Annotated in this window: 14 protein-coding genes and 1 pseudogene; 7 read left to right on the forward strand and 8 right to left on the reverse strand. The window is 67.3% G+C overall.

Going from position 1 to position 17,463, the window contains the following annotated elements:
• Positions 1-116: 116 nt before the first annotated feature.
• A pseudogene (locus FHR94_RS17650) lies at positions 117-320 on the forward strand (transposase domain-containing protein); the annotation flags it as partial.
• 112 nt (positions 321-432) lie between these two features.
• The gene (gene polA / locus FHR94_RS17655; protein ID WP_183327770.1) at positions 433-3,201 is read left to right on the forward strand and encodes a DNA polymerase I; all 2,769 of its coding nucleotides are present in this window, start codon (positions 433-435) and stop codon (positions 3,199-3,201) included.
• Positions 3,202-3,287: 86 nt separating this feature from the next.
• On the opposite strand, the gene FHR94_RS17660 is transcribed toward polA, so the two are convergent.
• The gene (locus tag FHR94_RS17660; RefSeq protein WP_183327772.1) at positions 3,288-4,316 is read right to left on the reverse strand and encodes a Fe(3+) ABC transporter substrate-binding protein; all 1,029 of its coding nucleotides are present in this window, start codon (positions 4,314-4,316) and stop codon (positions 3,288-3,290) included.
• Positions 4,317-4,569: 253 nt separating this feature from the next.
• Between FHR94_RS17660 and FHR94_RS17665 the strand changes: the two genes are divergently transcribed.
• A complete protein-coding gene (locus FHR94_RS17665) occupies positions 4,570-5,757 on the forward strand; it encodes an ABC transporter ATP-binding protein (protein ID WP_183327774.1) in 1,188 nt (395 codons plus the stop codon).
• Here the strand turns inward: FHR94_RS17665 and FHR94_RS17670 are convergent.
• The 4 genes from FHR94_RS17670 to dctP all read right to left on the reverse strand — a co-directional run bounded on the left by FHR94_RS17670 (position 5,647) and on the right by dctP (position 10,573).
• On the reverse strand, positions 5,647-7,311 hold the full coding sequence (locus FHR94_RS17670; RefSeq protein ID WP_425485401.1) for an ABC transporter permease: 1,665 nt from the start codon (positions 7,309-7,311) through the stop codon (positions 5,647-5,649). The two genes, FHR94_RS17665 and FHR94_RS17670, sit on opposite strands and share 111 nt — an antisense overlap.
• 223 nt (positions 7,312-7,534) lie before the next feature.
• A complete protein-coding gene (locus FHR94_RS17675; RefSeq protein WP_183327778.1) occupies positions 7,535-8,863 on the reverse strand; it encodes a TRAP transporter large permease in 1,329 nt (442 codons plus the stop codon).
• Complete coding sequence (locus FHR94_RS17680) at positions 8,860-9,363, reverse strand: TRAP transporter small permease subunit (protein WP_183327780.1); 504 nt, start codon at positions 9,361-9,363, stop codon at positions 8,860-8,862. Before FHR94_RS17680 ends, FHR94_RS17675 begins: the two co-directional genes overlap by 4 nt.
• 106 nt (positions 9,364-9,469) lie before the next feature.
• On the reverse strand, positions 9,470-10,573 hold the full coding sequence (dctP, locus tag FHR94_RS17685; protein ID WP_183327782.1) for a TRAP transporter substrate-binding protein DctP: 1,104 nt from the start codon (positions 10,571-10,573) through the stop codon (positions 9,470-9,472).
• Positions 10,574-10,919: 346 nt separating this feature from the next.
• On the opposite strand from dctP, the gene FHR94_RS17690 reads away from it, so the two are divergent.
• Together FHR94_RS17690 and FHR94_RS17695 are read left to right on the forward strand one after the other, a co-directional pair.
• A complete protein-coding gene (locus FHR94_RS17690; RefSeq protein WP_183327784.1) occupies positions 10,920-13,106 on the forward strand; it encodes a tRNA(Met) cytidine acetyltransferase TmcA in 2,187 nt (728 codons plus the stop codon).
• Positions 13,107-13,136: 30 nt separating this feature from the next.
• On the forward strand, positions 13,137-14,606 hold the full coding sequence (locus tag FHR94_RS17695) for an aminoacyl-histidine dipeptidase (protein ID WP_183327786.1): 1,470 nt from the start codon (positions 13,137-13,139) through the stop codon (positions 14,604-14,606).
• A 36-nt stretch (positions 14,607-14,642) separates the two neighbouring features.
• Here FHR94_RS17695 and FHR94_RS17700 read toward each other — a convergent pair whose 3' ends face one another.
• On the reverse strand, positions 14,643-15,161 hold the full coding sequence (locus FHR94_RS17700; protein ID WP_183327788.1) for a hypothetical protein: 519 nt from the start codon (positions 15,159-15,161) through the stop codon (positions 14,643-14,645).
• Positions 15,162-15,381: 220 nt separating this feature from the next.
• Positions 15,382-15,855: a Dps family protein gene (locus FHR94_RS17705; protein ID WP_183327790.1), complete on the reverse strand. Its 474-nt coding sequence runs from the start codon at positions 15,853-15,855 to the stop codon at positions 15,382-15,384.
• Positions 15,856-16,084: 229 nt separating this feature from the next.
• Here FHR94_RS17705 and FHR94_RS17710 point away from each other — a divergent pair, with 229 nt between their 5' ends.
• Together FHR94_RS17710 and FHR94_RS17715 are read left to right on the forward strand one after the other, a co-directional pair.
• Positions 16,085-16,630, forward strand: a complete 546-nt coding sequence (locus FHR94_RS17710; RefSeq protein ID WP_183327791.1) for a hypothetical protein — start codon at positions 16,085-16,087, stop codon at positions 16,628-16,630.
• Positions 16,627-16,986: a hypothetical protein gene (locus tag FHR94_RS17715; RefSeq protein ID WP_183327793.1), complete on the forward strand. Its 360-nt coding sequence runs from the start codon at positions 16,627-16,629 to the stop codon at positions 16,984-16,986. The genes FHR94_RS17710 and FHR94_RS17715 overlap by 4 nt, the downstream gene beginning before the upstream one ends.
• Here the strand turns inward: FHR94_RS17715 and FHR94_RS17720 are convergent.
• Positions 16,963-17,406, reverse strand: coding sequence for an HIT domain-containing protein (locus FHR94_RS17720; RefSeq protein WP_183327795.1), 444 nt, complete (start codon positions 17,404-17,406; stop codon positions 16,963-16,965). The two genes, FHR94_RS17715 and FHR94_RS17720, sit on opposite strands and share 24 nt — an antisense overlap.
• Positions 17,407-17,463 lie beyond the last annotated feature (57 nt).

Consider the following 17,463-nt stretch of genomic DNA (forward strand, 5'->3'; position numbering starts at 1 on the left):
TCTTCGCTTGGGCAGTGACTTCCGTTGATAGTCAGTGCGTTGCAGAAACGGCGACTGATCAACTGCGCATAATCCCGAGCTGGGCATAATTGCGGTTATGCGCAGCTGCGCATAACCGCAAGAACTGGCTGTTCAGCCACACACCGAGCGGTGCGCAGGCCAGCGCGGCAATCTACAGCCTGATCGAGACGGCCAAGGCCAATGGCCTCTCACCCTACGACTACCTGCAGTTCGTGTTCGAGACCCTGCCGATGCTCGGTGAGGATGACGATCTCGGCACGCTGATGCCCTGGCGCTGGAAAGACACCCTACCGGCCTGACCGAGGCCGGTATAGATGGGGTTGGTGGAGCGCTTACGTATCATGGATACTCAGGATCACGCTTAACCCACCCGCCACTCCATTCTGCCCAGCTTGCAAGGAATGCCGATACATGGCCGACACTCCCATCGTTCTCGTCGACGGTTCCTCCTACCTCTACCGGGCCTTTCATGCCCTGCCGCCGCTGTCCACCTCGGATGGCCAGCCCACCGGGGCCATCAAGGGCGTGCTCAACATGCTCAAGCGCCTGATCAAGGACTATCCGGAGAGCCCCATGGCGGTGGTTTTTGACGCGCCCGGCAAGACGTTCCGCGACGAGCTCTTCGAGGAGTACAAGGCCCACCGGCCACCGATGCCCGATGACCTGCGCACCCAGGTCGAGCCGCTCCACGCGTGCGTGAAGGCGCTGGGCCTGCCGCTGTTGTGCATCGAGGGGGTGGAGGCCGACGATGTCATCGGCACCCTGGCGCGCCGGGCCACCGAGGCCGGCCGCGATGCGGTGATCTCCACCGGCGACAAGGACATGGCCCAGCTGGTCAACGAGCACATCACGCTGGTCAACACCATGAAGGACGAGACCCTGGACGTCGCGGGGGTGAAGGAGAAGTTCGGCCTCCCGCCGGAGCGGATCGTCGACTTCCTGGCGTTGATGGGCGACAAGGTGGACAACATTCCCGGCGTGCCGGGGGTCGGTGAGAAGACCGCCCTGGGCCTGTTGCAGGGCATGGACGGCGGCCTGGAGGCCGTCTATGCGGACCTGGAGAAGGTCAAGACCCTGGGTTTTCGCGGCGCCAAGACCCTGCCCAAGAAGCTCGAGGCCCACCGGGACGAGGCCTTCCTGTCCCAGGCGCTGGCCACCATCAAGACCGACTGCGAGCTGCCGGTGGGCCTCGATGACCTGGACATCGCCCATCCCGACCGCGAGGCGCTGCTCGAGCTCTACCGCCGCCTGGAGTTCAAGGCCTGGTTGTCGGAGCTGCTAGAGGGCAGCGACGAGGGCGTCGATGATGTCGCCGGCGGCACACCGGCCAAGGCTGCCGAGGAAGGCGACGGCGGCGAACGCGGCAGTGCCGGGCGCCAGGATAGCGTGATCCTCGCGCAGGCCGAGCTGGACGCCTGGCTGGCCCGCCTCAAGGACGCCGAGGCCTTCTGCTTTGACTTGGAGACCACTAGCCTCAACTACATGGAGGCCGAGGTCGTCGGCGTGGGGCTAGCCTTGACGCCGGGCGAGGCCGCCTATATTCCGCTGGCTCACGATTACCTCGATGCCCCCGAGCAGCTCGACCGCGCGACGGTGCTCGAGACCCTCACCCCCCTATGGACCGATACGGGCAAGACCAAGATCGGCCAGAACCTCAAGTATGACCTCTCGGTACTGGCCGGCCAGGGCATCGAGGTACTCGGGCCGCTTCAGGACACCATGCTCGAGTCCTACGTGCTCGACTCCACCGCCACCCGCCACGACATGGACTCCCTGGCACTCAAGTACCTGGGGGAGAAGACCATCTCCTTCGAGGAGGTCGCCGGCAAGGGCGCCAGGCAGCTCACCTTCAACCAGGTTGCCTTGGAGCAGGCCGCGCCCTATGCCTGCGAGGACGTGGACATCACTTTGCGCCTGCACCACGAATTGCGGCCCCGGGTAGACGCCGAGGGGCGCCTCGCCGAGATCCTCGAGACGCTCGAGCTGCCGCTGGTCCCGGTGCTCTCGCGCATGGAGCGCCATGGCGTGGCGCTGGACGCCGAGCGCCTGCACGTCCAGAGCCAGGAGCTGGAGGCGCGCATCCACGACTTGGAGGCGAAGGCCCATGAGCTCGCCGGACGCGCGTTCAACCTCGGTTCGCCCAAGCAGCTCGGCCAGATCCTGTTCGAGGAGCAGAAGATCCCGGTGATCAAGAAGACCCCCAAGGGGGCGCCCTCCACGGCCGAGGCGGTGCTGGAGGAGCTGGCGCTGGACTACCCGCTGCCCAAGGTGATCATCGAACACCGCGGCCTGGCCAAGCTCAAGTCCACCTACACTGACAAGCTGCCGCGCCTGGTCAACCCGGCCACCGGCCGGCTGCATACCAGCTACCACCAGGCGGTTACCGCCACCGGGCGACTGTCGTCATCGGATCCCAACCTGCAGAATATCCCCATTCGCACCGAAGAGGGGCGCAAGATCCGCCAGGCGTTCGTGGCCCGGCGGGGCTACCGGCTCGTCGCCGCCGACTACTCGCAGATCGAACTGCGCATCATGGCGCACCTTTCCGGCGACAAGGGGCTGCTCGAGGCCTTCGCCGAGGGGCGCGATATTCACGCCGCTACCGCCGCCGAGGTGTTCGGCGTGGCGCCTGATCGGGTCACGCCTGACCAGCGGCGCAGCGCCAAGGCGATCAACTTCGGGCTGATCTACGGTATGAGCGCCTGGGGCCTCTCGCGCCAGCTGCACCTCGAGCGCGGTCAGGCGCAGACCTACATCGACCGCTACTTCGACCGCTACCCCGGTGTGGCCCGCTATATGGAGCGCATCCGTGCCCAGGCCGCCGAGGACGGCTATGTGGAGACCGTCTTCGGTCGGCGCTTATACCTGCCGGAAATCCGTTCTCAGAACCGTGCCCGGCGCCAGGGCGCCGAGCGTACCGCCATCAATGCGCCCATGCAGGGCACGGCGGCAGACATCATCAAGCGCGCGATGATCGACGTCGATGCCTGGCTGCGGGACGAAAACTTCGATGCCGTGATGGTGATGCAGGTCCACGACGAGCTGGTCTTCGAGGTCAAGAAGGCCCAGGTCGAGGCCTTCATCGAGGAGGTGAAAAGCCGCATGCAGGCCGCCGCCGCGCTGGACGTGGCGCTGATCGTCGAGGCCGAGAGCGGGACCAACTGGGACGAGGCCCACTGAGGCTTTCTTGCCCCATTGTACGGTCGAATGAAAAACGCCACCGCGGCTGCGGTGGCGTTGTCGGCTTGAGCTTATTGGCTGAAGGCTTACCGCCAGCCGACGCGATCGAAGATGCGTACCGCCTCGGGGTTGTTCTCGCCCAGTTCGCTGACGTTGAGCTCATCTTTCTTGAAGTCGCCCCAGGACTCCAGCACCTCGTCCTTGGCCACGCCTTCGACGACCGGGAACTCGTAGTTGCCGGCCGCGAAGAGTTCCTGCGCCTGGTCAGAGGCGAGGAACTCGAGGAAGCGGATGGCATTCTCCTCGTTGGGCGCCCCCTCGACCACGCCGGCACCGCCCACGTTGACGTGGGTGCCGCGGCCGTCCTGGTTGGGGAAGAGGATCTCGACGCTTTCCGCGACCTCGCGATCCGCCGCGTCGTCGGACTTCAGCAAGCGCACGTAGTAGTAGTGGTTGGCCACGGCAATGTCACACTCGCCGCTGGCCACGCCTCGGATCTGGTCGGTATCGCCGCCTTCGGGGTCGCGCGCCATGTTGTCGACCACGCCCTGGGCCCAGGCTTCGGCCTCTTCCTCGCCGTGGTGGGCGATCAGCGAGGCAAGCAGCGACTGGTTGTAGATGTTGTTCGAGGAGCGGATGCACACCTGACCCTCGAAGGCCGGGTCGGCCAGGTCCTCGTAGCTGGAGAGCTGGCTGGGGTCAATGGTCTCGGGGTTGTAGAAGATAGCGCGGGCGCGCTGGCTGAAACCGAACCACTTGCCTTCCGGATGGCGCATCGATTCGGGCAGGCGCTCGGCCAGCATCTCAGACTCGATGCCCTGGAAGATGCCTTCCTGCTCGGCGCGCCACAGTCGACCGGCATCCACGGTGATCATCACGTCCGCCGGGCTCGCCACGCCCTCGCGCTGGATGCGTTCAATCAGCTGGTCGGAGTCGCCCTCCAGGACGTTGACCTCGATGCCGGTCTCCTCGGTGAAGGCCTGGTAGAGGGCTTCATCGGAGTCGTAGTGGCGAGCGGAGTAAAGGTTGACCTCATCGGCGGCGACGCCGCTGGCCAGTGCCGAGCCGGCCATGGCGACAGCGAGCGGAAGGGCAAGACGCGCATGCTTGATCATTGTGTACCTCGTAGTCGACCCCGGATGAATGATAATACGTTGCATTATTGACAGTTCCATTGAAGCCTCGATTGTCTCGTTCGTCAAGCATTTGCCGATGTGCGCCCGCCTGGCCTTCCAGCGTCATGCAACGATTGCAACCCCGGCCGATCAAGAAAGTGACGGAATGCGAGTCGCTTGCAAACGCATTCAGCGAGCATTTCGGTTATGATGGACATGTCATTCACTCACCTCGACCCACCGGCGTGACCCTATGACTCGCAAACTGAAGCAACCGGAGGCATCACTGGCCCGACCCGCGGCGGTCCTGTCGATGCAGGGCGTACACCATGCGTTCGGCAAGCATGACGTGGTGCAGGGCGTCGATCTGGACGTGGCCCCCGGGGAGGTCGTCTGCTTGCTCGGGCCCTCCGGCTGCGGCAAGACGACCCTGCTGCGTATCGCTGCCGGGCTAGAGGTGCTCCAGCAGGGTCGCGTGGCCCTCAACGGCGGCGATATCGCCGTGCCGCACGGGCGCCATGTGCCGCCGGAGAAGCGCAACGTGGGGTTGGCGTTCCAGGATTCGGCACTCTTTCCTCACCTCACGGTGCTCGAGAACGTCACCTTCGGCCTCAAGGGTGAACCGCCCCGTGAGCGGCGCCGCCGGGCGGTGGCGCTGCTCGAGCAGTTGGGCATGGCGGGCTATGTCGACGTCTACCCGCACATGCTCTCCGGTGGCCAGCAACAGCGCGTGGCGCTGGCGCGTGCGCTGGCCCCCGCCCCGCAGTTGATGCTGCTCGACGAGCCCTTCTCGAGCCTCGATGCGCGGCTGCGCGACCGCATCCGCGACGATACCCTGCACGTGCTCAAGAAGGTGGGGGCGGCGACACTGCTGGTCACCCACGACCCGGAGGAGGCCATGTTCATGGCCGACCGCATCGCCCTGATGCGCGACGGGCGCATCGTGCAGACGGGGACCCCGCGCGAGCTCTATTGCACGCCCTGCGACCCCTTCGTGGTGTCCTTCTTCGGGGAGGTAAACGAGTTGACCGGCGAGGTGCGCAACGGCCGGGTGCAGACCCCGGTGGGGACGGTAGGCGCCGGCTGGCTGGCCGAGGGCAGCCAAGCCCTGGTGATGATCCGCCCCGAGGCGCTGCGCGTCGTCGAGCGCGAGGCGCCGGCTGCGGTGCACCGCTACAGCCATGTGATCATGGCCAAGCTGCTCGGCCGCAGCAGCCTGTTGCACATCTGCGCCCACGGCGAGGATGGCCGCGAAGCTCACCTGCACGCCCGCATGCCGGGCGTCTTTCTGCCCGCCGACGGGCAGCCGGTGGATATCCACCTCGACCTGTCACAGGTGTTCGTCTTTCCCTCCGGCGTCGCCGGTGCCGGGGCGGGAGCGGCGCATGGCGATGCTGAGCAGGATCACCGGGATTATGCCCACAGCCACGATGGCCAGTGAGGCCGTCGAGGCCTCGGCGAGACGCTCGTCCGAGGCTAGGTTGTGGGCACGCACCGCCAGGGTATCGAAGTCGAAGGGGCGAAGGATCACCGTGGCCGGCAGTTCCTTCATCACGTCCACGAACACCAGGATGCTGGCGGCGATCAGGCTGCCGCGCATGATGGGGGTGTGAACGCGTTTGAGCGTGCCGGCGGCGCTCTGCCCCAGGGTGCGCGCCGCGGCGTCCATGCTCGGCGTTACCTTGCCCAGACTCGCCTCCACGGCATTGAAGGACACCGCCAAAAAGCGCACCACGTACGCGTAGATGAGGATAAACGCCGAGCCGCTGAAGATCAGCCCGATCACTTCCCCCTGATGCGCCAGCAGCCAGCTGTTGATGGCGTTGTCCAGCCAGGCGAAGGGAATCAGGATGCCCACCGCCACCACCGAGCCAGGCACGGCATAGCCCATGGCAGCGATGCGCGTGGCCAGGCGAGTCAAGGGCGAATTGTTGAGCCGCACCCCGTAGCTGAGCACCACTGCCAGCACTACGGCGATCAGCGCGGCGATGGCGGCCAGCAGCAGGCTATTGCGTGCATAGCCGAGAAAGCGGGTGCCGAACAGGCTGTCGCCCTGCTCGATGGCCAGCTGAGTGAGGATGCCGCTGGGGATCAAAAAACCGATCAGCACCGGCAGCGCACAGGCCAGGACGGCGCCGGCGGCATGCCAGCCGCCTAGCCGGTACTCGGGAAGCTGCTGGTAGCGGTTAGTGGTGTGGTGGTAGCGGCGTTTGCCGCGCGAGGCGCGCTCGAGCAGCACCAAGGCGATGACGAAGGCCAGCAGGCAGGCGGCGAGCTGGGCGGCGGCCACCTGTTCACCCATGCCGAACCAGGTCCGGTAGATGCCGGTGGTGAAGGTGTCGACGCCGAAGAACTGTACGGCGCCGAACTCGTTCAAGGTTTCCATCAGCACCAGTGAGACGCCGCCGACAATGGCCGGGCGCGCCAGCGGGAGCGCGACGCTTCCAAACAGCCGCCAGGGTCCGCGGCCCAGGGTACGGCCCACGTCCAGCACGCATACCGATTGCTCGAGAAAGGCCGCCCGCGCCAGCAGGTAGACATAGGGGTAGAGCACTAGGGTGATCAGGGTGGCCGCCCCCCCCAAGGAGCGGATATTGGGGAAGTAGTAGTCGCCGTGGCTCCAGCCGAACAACTCGCGCAGCCAGCTCTGGAAGGGACCGGCGAACTGCAGGAAGTCGGTGTAAGCGTAGGCGATTACGTAGGTGGGCACCGCCAGCGGCAGCAGCAGGCCCCACTCGAACAGCCGCCGCCCCGGGAAGCGACACATCACCACCAGCCAGGCGGTGCCGGTGCCGATGACGAAGGTGCCGAACCCGACGCTCACCACCAGAAACAGGGTGTTGACAAGATAGCGCGGCAGCACGGTACTGCCCAGGTGCCCCCAGATCCCCTCGGTGGGCATGACGATATGGGCCAGCACGATGATGACCGGGAGTGCCACGATCAGGGCGATGCCGAGGGTCAGTGCACTCCAGACATTGAACGGCGGCGACAGTCGGCGCGACGAAACGGGGGCCCGTGAGCGGGCAGGACTGGCCAACGGGAACTCCTTGCAATGCAGGCGGGAGAAGGATAGATGCGAGACATTCGCGGCTGAGGCAGTGTATCAGCTGGTCCGGAGCGCTGCAGCCATTGTGCGTGCCCCGGGACGACGGCGCCCCCTGTCGCACGGCGGCGGCAGGGGGCGAAAAAAGCGGCAAGGGTGGCAAGCGCCGGGATCAGCGGCCCAGCAGTACCGCCGGCAGGCCGGTAACCAGCGCGGGGAAGACCGCCATCAGCACACAGGCCAGTACGATCAGGGCACAGAAGGGGATCACCGCGCGATAGAGGTCGACGATCTCGACCCCTTTGGGCGACACGCCCTTCAGGTAGAAGAGCGCATAGCCGAACGGCGGGGTGAGGAAGGAGGTCTGCAGCACCACGGCGACCATCACCACGAACCACAGTACATCCACGCCCATGCTCTCGACGATCGGCAGCATGATCGGGAAGCTCAACAGCACGATGCCGGTCCAGTCCAGGAACATGCCCAGGATGAACACCAGAAAGAGCATCAGGATCAGCGCCCCGGTGGTCCCGCCCGGCATGGCCATCACCACCTCATGGATCACCTGCATGCCCCCGCCCCGGGAGAAGACCCCGGTGAAGGCGGTGGCCCCCACCAGTACCAGCATCACCATGGTGGTGGTCTTGCTGGCCTCGATCAGGGTGCGGTAGCAGGTCGAGGCCTTGCGATCGCCGAAGATCAAAAACAGCACGAAGGCGATCGTCACGCCAATGGCCGAGGCCTCGGTGGCGGTGGCGATGCCCGTGAACAGGGCGCCCAGCACGCCGAGGATCAATGACATGGGCGGCAGCACGTACTTGGCCAGCATGATCAGCAACTCGCGGGTACTGGTCTCGGCCTGCTCCTCCGCCGGCACCAGGGGGCCATAGGAGGGCTTGACGTGGCAGATGATCAAGACATAGAGGGCGTACATCACGCCAAGCAGCAGGCCGGGGACCAGGGCGCCGGCGAACAGCGCGCCCACCGAGACCGGCGAGTAGCTGGCCATCAGGATCAGCATGATACTCGGCGGGATCAGGATGCCCAGGCAACCGCTGGCCATGATCACCCCGGTGCTGAGTTGCTTGTTGTAGCCGTACTTGAGCATCGGCACCAGGGCGATCATGCCCATCACCGCGATGGAGGCGCCGACGATGCCGGTGGTGGCGGCGAGCAGTACCGAGACGATGACCACGGTGAGTGCCAGGCCACCGCGCAGGTTGGCGAGCAGCAGGCGCATCGCCTCGAACATCTTCTCGGTGACCCCCGAGTCATTGAGGAAGCGCGCCATCAGGATGAACAGCGGGATGGCCACCAGGACATAGTTGTCCATGGCATTGCCGTAGATGTTGTTGATCAGGGTGCCGAGGATCTTGGCGCCCGGACCGAGCCAGGCCCCCAGCACGGCGATGCCGCCCAGCACGAAGGCCAGCGGATGGCCCATGAACAGGCCAACCAGCAGACCGCCGAACATGAACAGGGTGAGCATTTCGGGGCTCATGGGGTCTTCTCCTCGCGCAGTTGCTGGATGGCACGGATGACGATGGCGATGGCCTGCAGCAGGATCAGCATGGCGGCGATGACGATCACCGCCTTCACCGGATAGACGGGAATCGCCACCATGCCATAGGTGGTCTCGCTGCGGCTGAAGGAGCGCATGAAGAAGTCCCAGCCCAGGGTGAGCAGCATCCAGATGAAGGGCACGAAAAAGATCAGGTAGCCGATGATCTCGAGGGCGGCCTGCTTGCGGCGCGACAACAGCCGCTTGAGGACGTCGACCTCCACGTGGGCATGGTGGCGCAGCCCGTAGGCGGCCATCAGCATGAAGTGGACGCCGAACAGCATCTTGGTGACATCGAAGGCCCAGTCACTGGGGCGCCCGATGAAGAAGCGCATGGCGATGTCGTAGATCACGATCAGGGTGATCACGGCGATCAGCGGAGCGATCAGGCGACCGAATCCCTCGTTGAGGGTATCGATGGCCTTGGCAATGGCGTTCATGAGCGAGGATCTCGTGAATCAGTGGGAACACGACCGTCGGCCGGCCAGCGCGGGGCGCTGGCCGGCCAGTGGACCTTCCGATAGAGAAAAGGCCCTGGCGATTGCCTTACATGCAGGCCTCGATTTCCTCCAGGGGCGGGAGGTCATCGATGACGCGGCTCATGTTGTAAGGCACCGAGATATCACGCCAGTGGGCGTAGTGCTGAAGGTAGCTGATCATGGAGTGGTAGATCTTGGCGTGCATCGGGTCCTCGCAGGCCCCCTGCACGATCACCTCGTTGGTGATGTCCTGGATCTCGGCCAGGTCGTCCTCGGAGAGCTGGTGGATCTCGGTGCCATCCTCCTTGAACTTCACCGTCCCCTCGGTGGACTGGCGTTCGGACCAGGCCAGCGACCAGGCCATGGTAGCCTCGGCGGCGATCTTGAGCGTCTCCTGGGTCTCCTCAGAGAGGGCGTCCCAGGCGTCCTGGTTGATCATCACGCCGAACACGCTGGCGGACTGGTGCCAGCCCGGTACGGACCAGTAGTCGGCCACTTCGCTGAAGCCCGCCTTGTAATCCACGCCCGGCGTGGAGAACTCGGCCGCGTCGACCACGCCGCGCTCGATGGCCTGGTAGATCTCGCCGCCGGCCAGGGTGACCTGGGAGCCGCCGAGCTGTTCGAGCACGCGACCCTGGTCACGACCGGAGAGGCGCAGGCGCTTGCCTTCCAGGTCGGCGATGCTCTCGATAGGGGTGTTGCCGCGGAAACCGGACTCGTTGTTGGTGATACCGTAGGGCAGGTAGACCATGTTGTATTGGCCGTAGACCTCCTGGTAGAGCTCCCAGCCACCCCACTGCATGATCCAGTTCAGATAGTCGACCCCGTTGAACAGGCTGGTGGTGGTGGCCAACGGCGAGAAGGCCGGGCTGTAGCCGGCCCAGTAGCCGGGCCAGTCGCCGGCGGCCTCGATGCTGCCGGTCTGGGTGGCATCGAAGACCTCGGTGCCGGGCATCAGGGTGCCGCCGGCGCGGAACTCGATCGTAAGCTCGTCGCCGACCAGGTGGTTGACCAGTTCGACCCAGTGGCGGTCGATCTGGATCAGGTCCAGGTTGTCCGGCCAGGTGGTGGTCATGGTCCACTGCTCCTGGGCCTGGGCGGTGGAGCTCACGGCCGCAAAGGCGATGCCCGCCGCCAGACCGGTGAGGCTGAAGTGCGCGATCTTGTGCATGATGTGCTGCTCCCTGTGGGTTGTTCCGCTAGTCGAGACGCGCCGAGCCGGGACCCTGCCTGTCCGACGCCCTCCCGGCGACCGGTAGCCATGCCCAGGCAGAGGGCCCGGCGGGCAGGCTGCCAAATCAAGCTAGCATGAGCCGACACGAATGATCGACAATCGCGCCGAGGCCGCTGACCGACCGGTCGAGCCCGCTTTCCATGCCGGTTGTTATCCTGAAACTCCTTGGTTATCAGTCGTATAAAACGAGGGTATGACCATCATGTTGCACTGCCGAAGACCATGGGCGCGTTGAATACCCTGGCCAGTCCCTACCAAAGTTCAAGCCGAGACGGAGCCGGCCATGCCCGCTGATGCCCTCTCCTTGCTGCTGGCCCACCGCCGTGACCTCGCCGCCCGCCGCTGGCGGGGGCTGGTGTGGATCCATGCCGCGGCCGGGGTGGGCATCGAGCGGGCGCTGGGCCTGTGGCACGCCGTGGGCTGGTGGGCCCCGCTGTGGATCGGCCCCGAGGCGCCGGCGGGGCTCGACCCAGCCCGGCAGTTGCCCCCCTCCCGGGCCCGCACCCGGCTGGGGGGCGAGCACGACCTGGTGGTCATCGACGCCAGCACCGAGGCGGCCGGCTTCGACCCGGATGCCTTCGGGGCGCTCTCCGGCACCTTGTGCGCCGGTGGCCTGCTGGTGCTGATCACCCCCGACGACTGGGGCGTGCGGCCCGACGCCGACTATGCGCGACTGGCCGAGCATCCCTGGCGGCCAAATCAGTTGACCACCCGCTACCTGGCCCGCCTGGCCCGGCGGCTGGCGGCTGAACCGGCGGTGATCCGCTGGCAGGGCGAGACACCCGAGGTGCCCTCCCTGGCGCCAGGCGTCGAGGGCGAGCCGTCCGCCTCGAGCGGAGGCGAGGACCCGGACTATCTGACCGCCGACCAGGCCGAGGCGGTGGCACGGCTGACCCGGTTGCGCCGTCGACGGCCCCTGGTCCTCACCGCCGATCGCGGGCGGGGCAAGACGGCGGCCCTGGGCATCGCCTGCGCGCGCCTGCTTGCCCGGGGCGCAGCGGCAGGGGAGGCCTCGGTGATCCTGGTCACCGCACCGCGGCCCTCGGCGGTGACGGGACTGTTCGAGCGCCTGGCGGCCCTCTGCCCTGATGGTGAGCAACAGGGCCACCGCTTTCGGGTGGGGGCGGGCAGCGTGCAGTTCCTGGCTCCCGACGAGCTGGCGGCCCGTGTCGCCCGCGATGAGGTCGGTGGACCGGGCAGCTGGCTGTTGGTCGACGAGGCCGCGGCCATCCCGGCGGCCCTGCTGGGGCAGTGGCTCGCTGCCTTCCCGCGGATCGCCTTCGCCACCACGGTGCATGGCTACGAGGGCTCGGGGCGTGGCTTCGCCCTGCGCTTTCGCGAGCGCCTGGATCGGCTTACCCCGGCCTGGCGGGCCCTGCACCTGACCGAGCCGATCCGCTGGGCCGCGGGGGATCCCCTGGAGGCGATTACCACACGGCTGCTGATGCTGGATGCCGAGCCGCCACCGGCCTCGGGTGATGTCCCCGGCCGCCGGGTCGCCGACCGGGAGGCGCTGGCCCGCGACGAGCCGCGCCTGAGAGCGCTGTTCGGCCTGCTGGTCCAGGCCCATTATCGCACTACCCCCGCCGACCTGCGGCGGCTGCTCGATGGCCCCGGGACGCGCATCGTGAGCCTCGAGGCCTCGGCTGGCCCCCAAGCGGTGGTGGTCACCGGTGATGAGGGGGGCTTTGGCAGCGAGTTGGCCGAGCGGGTGGCCCGGGGCGAGCGTCGCCCGCGGGGGCACCTGCTGGCCCAGTCGCTGGCCGCCCATGCCGGCGAGCGAACGGCGCTGATGGCGCGCCTGCGTCGGGTGTCGCGTATCGCCGTGCACCCCGGTCGACGCCGCGAGGGGCTGGGGCGGCACCTGCTGGCCGCGGAGCGTGAGGCGGCCTGGGACGACGGCATCGACCTGCTGGGCGCAAGCTTTGGTGCCGAGCCCGTGCTGATCGCCTTCTGGCAGGCCAACGGCTTTCGTGCCGTGCGGCTGGGGCTGACCCGCGAGACCGCCACCGGCGAGCATGCACTGATGGTCGTGGCACCCGTGAGCCCAGCCGGCGAGGTGCTAGCCGAGCGTCTGGCTCGGCGCTTCCATCGCCAGCTGCCGGGCCTTCTGGCCTTCGAGCTGCGCGAACTGGCGCCGGACGTGGCCCTGGTCCTGCTGGCCGAGGCAGGGGCCGAGCCGAGTGCAGCCGACGACGCCCGGGACCTCGAGGACGTGGCCCATGGCCACCGTGACCCCGCCTTGGCCCGGCCCGCCCTGCAGGGCCTGCTCCGGCGGGCCGCGGTGGCCGGCCAGCGCGATGCCGACCTGGCGCTACTGGTCGCCTGGGCCTTCCAGGGGCGCGACACGGCCTGGCTGGCCCGCCAGCTCGGGGTGAGCGGGGGGCGGGAGGTGATGGCGTGGCTGCGGGAAGCGGTGGCGCACCATCTCGACGGGGTGAGCCTTTCCAAGACGGGAGACGGCCGGTAGAGTCAACGGGTCCACGGCAAGAAGACGCCCATGAACGCCCATCTCGAGCAGCTCTCGCCGGCGCCGCTGTGGCGCCACTTCCGCACCCTGTGCGATACGCCACGACCCTCCGGCCACGAGGCGGCCCTGGTGACCACCCTGCAGCGCTGGGCCGACGGCCTGGGCCTGGCCCATGACCGCGACGCCTTCGGCAACCTGCGCATCCGCAAGGCCGCCTCTCCGGGCCACGAGCAGGCCCCCGGGGTGATCCTGCAGGGTCACCTGGACATGGTGGCCCAGGCCAATGCCGATCATCCCCACGACTTCACCCGCGACCCCATCGAGACCTATGTGGAGGCCGGCTGGCTGCACGCCCGCCACACCACCCTGGGGGCCGACAACGGCCTGGGCGTGGCCGCGGCCCTGGCGATCCTTGAAGACGAGACCCTGGTGCATGGCCCCTTGGAGGCCCTGTTCACCCTGGAAGAAGAGTCCTCCATGGGGGGCGCCCTGAATCTGGCCGAGGATTGGCTCGAGGGGCGTCTGCTGCTCAACCTGGACTCCGAGGATCGCGGTCAGGTCTACATCGGCTGCGCCGGCGGTGCCGATGTCATCGTCGATGCCCGGCTGCACACCGAGCCGCTGGCCGAGGGTGAGCGGGCCGTGTGCCTTGCGCTTACCGGGCTGACCGGGGGGCATTCCGGCATCGACATTCACAAGGGGCGGGGCAACGCCAACCGCCTGCTGGTGCGGGTGCTGCGCCGGCTCGAGGCCTTCGGCGCCCGGCTGGCCGACTACCGAGGCGGCACGCTGCGCAATGCCCTGCCCCGGGAGGCCTTCGCCATCCTGGCGCTGCCGGCCGAGGAACTCGAGCCGGTCCGCACCCGGCTGGCAGCCCTGGAAGGGGAGCTGCGTGCCGAGCTGGCCGGCGTCGACGAGGGCGTGACCCTGAGCCTCGCGCCCTGCGAGACGCCGCCTGAGACGGTACTGACGCTGCATGCCAGCCAGCTGCTGGTGGCCGCCCTGCATGCGGCGCCCTGTGGCGTCGAGCGGATGAGCGTCGAGATCCCCGGCGTGGTGGAGACCTCCAATAACCTGGGCGTGGTCAGCCTGGCGGACGGACGCTTGCATCTCTGCGCCCTGGTGCGCTCACTGCGTGACAGCGCCACGGCCGGTCTCGCCGACCGCTTCCGGGCGCTGTTCGAGCTGATCGGCGCGCGTACCCGGGTCGAGAATGCCTACCCGGGCTGGACGCCGGATCCGGAGAGTCCGCTACTGGCCCGCTTCTGCCGGCTGCATCGCCAGCGTCTGGGGGCCGATCCCGAGGTCAAGGTGATCCACGCCGGCCTGGAGTGCGGCATCCTCGGTGGCAAGTACCCACACCTGGAGATGATCTCCTTCGGCCCGCAGATCCGCGGGGCCCACTCGCCTGACGAGCGGGTGGAGCTCGCCTCGGTGGAGGAGTTCTGGGGCCTGCTGCGGGCGCTGGTCGAGGACCTGGCGGTCTCGCCGGATCACTGATCCATTCAGGAGAGCCCACCAGGCCCCGGGCTGAGCCTAGTCGATGCGTATCCGGAAGCTCGGCCCGTGCCGCGACGGGGCCCGGTAGCGCCGCTGGTCGAAGCGGTGGTTCGGCAAGTGCAGCGGTCGGCGAGGCGCGATGCCCTTCGGCGTCAGATGCCGGCCGGAGCGAAAGCCTCCCCGGTGGTGGCGGTTGTCGCGCAGGAAGGGCCTGCTGTAATGGCGCGGATGGCCTCGATTGTCGTCGCGCAGGAAGGGCCTGCTGTAATGGCGCGGATGGCCTCGATTGTCGCGCAGGAAGGGCCTGCTGTAATGGCGCGGATGGCCTCGATTGTCGCGCAGGAGGGGCCTGCTGTAATGGCGCAGGCGGCGGTTATCCCGCAGGAAGGGCCGGTAGTGACGCTGGCGTGGGTCGGCGCTATAGCGCAGGTGGTCGGCGCCGGAGAGCTGGGCGTGGTAGCCGCCATGGCGCGAGTGATCGGCCAGGGCCGGGGTGGCGATGATCAGGGCGATGGCCAGGCCCAGCAGCGGTGCCATCAAGAGACGCAGGCGCATAAGGTGTCCTCCTGGAATGGTGACCGGATTCCCCCTTGGCGTTCCCTGTGTTTCAGTATACGTCGCCGTCGATCACTCGATAGCGGTGTTTGCTAATATGTGCCGGCTTCCACGCTGTCTCCCCATTTGCCCGCCCAACGGAGCGCTTCGGGTCGCGGGACCATGACAAGGCGCCGCCCCTGGTTGCCAGGGGCAGTGCTCGACGCTCGGTCGTCATGGATCACCCCAGGTAGGCGTCCAGCATCCAGACGGTCTTCTCCTGCTCGCGAATGTAGTCTCCGGCCTGGGCCGCGGTACCCTCGTCATCGGCATCGGAGGCCAACGAGAGCAGCTCCCGCTGCAGCTCGATCAGCGTCTGGTAGCCCTGGAGCACGCCGCGCACGCAGGCCTGGCCCTCGTGCACATGCTTGTCTTCCTGGATGCGCGCGAGCTTCACGTAGTCGCTGTAGGCGTGCACCGGCGTGTGACCCAGGGTAAGGATCCGCTCGGCGACCTCGTCGACCTTCACCAGCAGGTCGGTATAGAACTCCTCGAACTTCTCGTGGAGCTGGAAGAACTGCGGTCCCTTCACGTTCCAGTGGTAGCCGCGCACGTTCATGTAGAAGATCTGGTAGTTGGCGAGCAACTCGTTGAGCTTCTCCGCCAGCTGGCTGGCGCTGGACTCGTAGAGTCCGATCGCGTTGGTGTCGCTCATGCAGTGCCTCCTTTCTCGTTTGCTCACGGTTACGCTAAGTGCTTGGATTCACAGTGTAGGTCGGTGGGGAGCACCGGGTAAGCAGATTCTTTCCATGGCCGTCATAGCCACTGGCCATGATATGCAGGCGGGAGCGGCCGACTGCAAGGGGAGAGAGCCGGTTACCGGCAGACGTTTCCCCCACGCTGGCTTCGCGCCTAGACTGAAAGCAACGCTTCTGGAGATCGCCATGCGTGCCTGGATCCTGGTCATCGTCCTGATGTGGCTCGCCGGCTGCCAGGCTACCCCTTCGACCCTGCCGCAGGCCGAGCCGCTTCCCGCCGAGGCATGTCACTGGCCAGCCCCCGAGGCGGCGCGCAACGTGACACTCGACGCCGTGGCCTCGGCACTGGAGGAGGAAGGTTTCCTGATCCGCCATACCGACACCGGCCTGGGACTGGTCAGTGCCGAGCGTAGCCAACGCACCTTCTATCACTATCACGGGATCGATCCCTGGCCACGCCTAGGCGGTTTCGTGTTGGGGGGGCGCGGCCATGTGGCCTCCGGCGTGATGCTGGGCATCGGAACCGGCATCGGTCCGGTGACCGACGAGGCCACCCGGGTCGAGCGGGTGTCGGTGATGGTGGGCGAGCAAACGCTGCAGGTGACCCGCGACCTGCGTCTGTTCGGCTGGCGCGGTGACCTGGTGGAGTCGCGTACCGCCAGCGACGCCGATTTCTGCCAGCGTCTGCACACCGCCATCCGCCTGCAGCTGGCCGGGGAGGTGGCCCGATGAGACACGTGATGGTGGTGGCGGTCCTGCTGGCGGGGTTGGCCGGCTGTGCCACGTCGCCGCCGCCCCCGGTGCCTCGCACCCTCGACCTGCCGACCCCGCCGGCGCTCACCCTGCGCGAGGCCGCCGGCCTGTTGATGGATCGCGGCTACGTGATCCGTCATGGGGATCTCGAGCTGGGCCGTCTGGAGGCGGTGCTGGCCCGCTCGCCGGGCTACCGGGTCCGGCTGGAGGTCATGCCGGACACCGGCCAGACGCGGCTTTCCGCAACCGCCAGCCGAGGCGGCCGGCCGTTGCCGCCGCGAATCCTCGACCCGCTGCTGACGGACCTGCAGTCACGCCTGGGACTTCTCCCCTGAGCGAAGGTCCAGCGCCTCAACCTGCGCCAGCAGGCGGGCGCGCCTGTCGGCCAGGGTATCCAGGTCATAGGCCTCGGGCGTGCCATGGCCCCAGACCGGCCCCGGCCAGGCGGCATCGCCGCGGCGCCTCACGACCACATGGACATGCAGCTGGGCCACCATGTTGCCCAGGCAGGCGATGTTGAGCTTGTCGCCCCCCAGGAAGGCCTTGCAAGCCTGGCCGACCCGGCTGGCCTCGCGCCACAGCTGCTGCTGCTCGGTCTCGTCGAGCTCGAACACCTCGCTGACGCCAGGCCGACGCGGGATCAGCAGCAGCCAGGGAAAGCGGGCGTCGTTCATGAGGCGCAGCTGGCAGAGTGGCAGTTCGGTGACGGGGTAGCTGTCTTCCACCAGGCGGGCATCCGGTTCGAAGTCGGACATGGGGGCTCCTTGGGGTCTGGCCAGGCCATCAGGCTGCCATCATGGCACAAAAGCCGC

It is taken from the genome of Halomonas cerina (genome assembly GCF_014192215.1).
Classification (GTDB): Bacteria; Pseudomonadota; Gammaproteobacteria; order Pseudomonadales; family Halomonadaceae; genus Halomonas; species Halomonas cerina.

Excerpts from the sequence above, each read along its gene's own strand:
- FHR94_RS17680 (WP_183327780.1), bottom strand. The coding sequence starts at position 9,363 with ATGAACGCCATTGCCAAGGCCATCGATACCCTCAACGAGGGATTCGGT.
- dctP (WP_183327782.1), bottom strand. The coding sequence starts at position 10,573 with ATGCACAAGATCGCGCACTTCAGCCTCACCGGTCTGGCGGCGGGCATC.
- FHR94_RS17690 (WP_183327784.1), top strand. The coding sequence starts at position 10,920 with ATGCCCGCTGATGCCCTCTCCTTGCTGCTGGCCCACCGCCGTGACCTC.
- FHR94_RS17675 (WP_183327778.1), bottom strand. The coding sequence starts at position 8,863 with ATGAGCCCCGAAATGCTCACCCTGTTCATGTTCGGCGGTCTGCTGGTT.
- FHR94_RS17660 (WP_183327772.1), bottom strand. The coding sequence starts at position 4,316 with ATGATCAAGCATGCGCGTCTTGCCCTTCCGCTCGCTGTCGCCATGGCC.
- FHR94_RS17710 (WP_183327791.1), top strand. The coding sequence starts at position 16,085 with ATGCGTGCCTGGATCCTGGTCATCGTCCTGATGTGGCTCGCCGGCTGC.
- FHR94_RS17665 (WP_183327774.1), top strand. The coding sequence starts at position 4,570 with ATGACTCGCAAACTGAAGCAACCGGAGGCATCACTGGCCCGACCCGCG.
- FHR94_RS17700 (WP_183327788.1), bottom strand. The coding sequence starts at position 15,161 with ATGCGCCTGCGTCTCTTGATGGCACCGCTGCTGGGCCTGGCCATCGCC.
- FHR94_RS17720 (WP_183327795.1), bottom strand. The coding sequence starts at position 17,406 with ATGTCCGACTTCGAACCGGATGCCCGCCTGGTGGAAGACAGCTACCCC.
- FHR94_RS17695 (WP_183327786.1), top strand. The coding sequence starts at position 13,137 with ATGAACGCCCATCTCGAGCAGCTCTCGCCGGCGCCGCTGTGGCGCCAC.
- FHR94_RS17715 (WP_183327793.1), top strand. The coding sequence starts at position 16,627 with ATGAGACACGTGATGGTGGTGGCGGTCCTGCTGGCGGGGTTGGCCGGC.
- polA (WP_183327770.1), top strand. The coding sequence starts at position 433 with ATGGCCGACACTCCCATCGTTCTCGTCGACGGTTCCTCCTACCTCTAC.
- FHR94_RS17705 (WP_183327790.1), bottom strand. The coding sequence starts at position 15,855 with ATGAGCGACACCAACGCGATCGGACTCTACGAGTCCAGCGCCAGCCAG.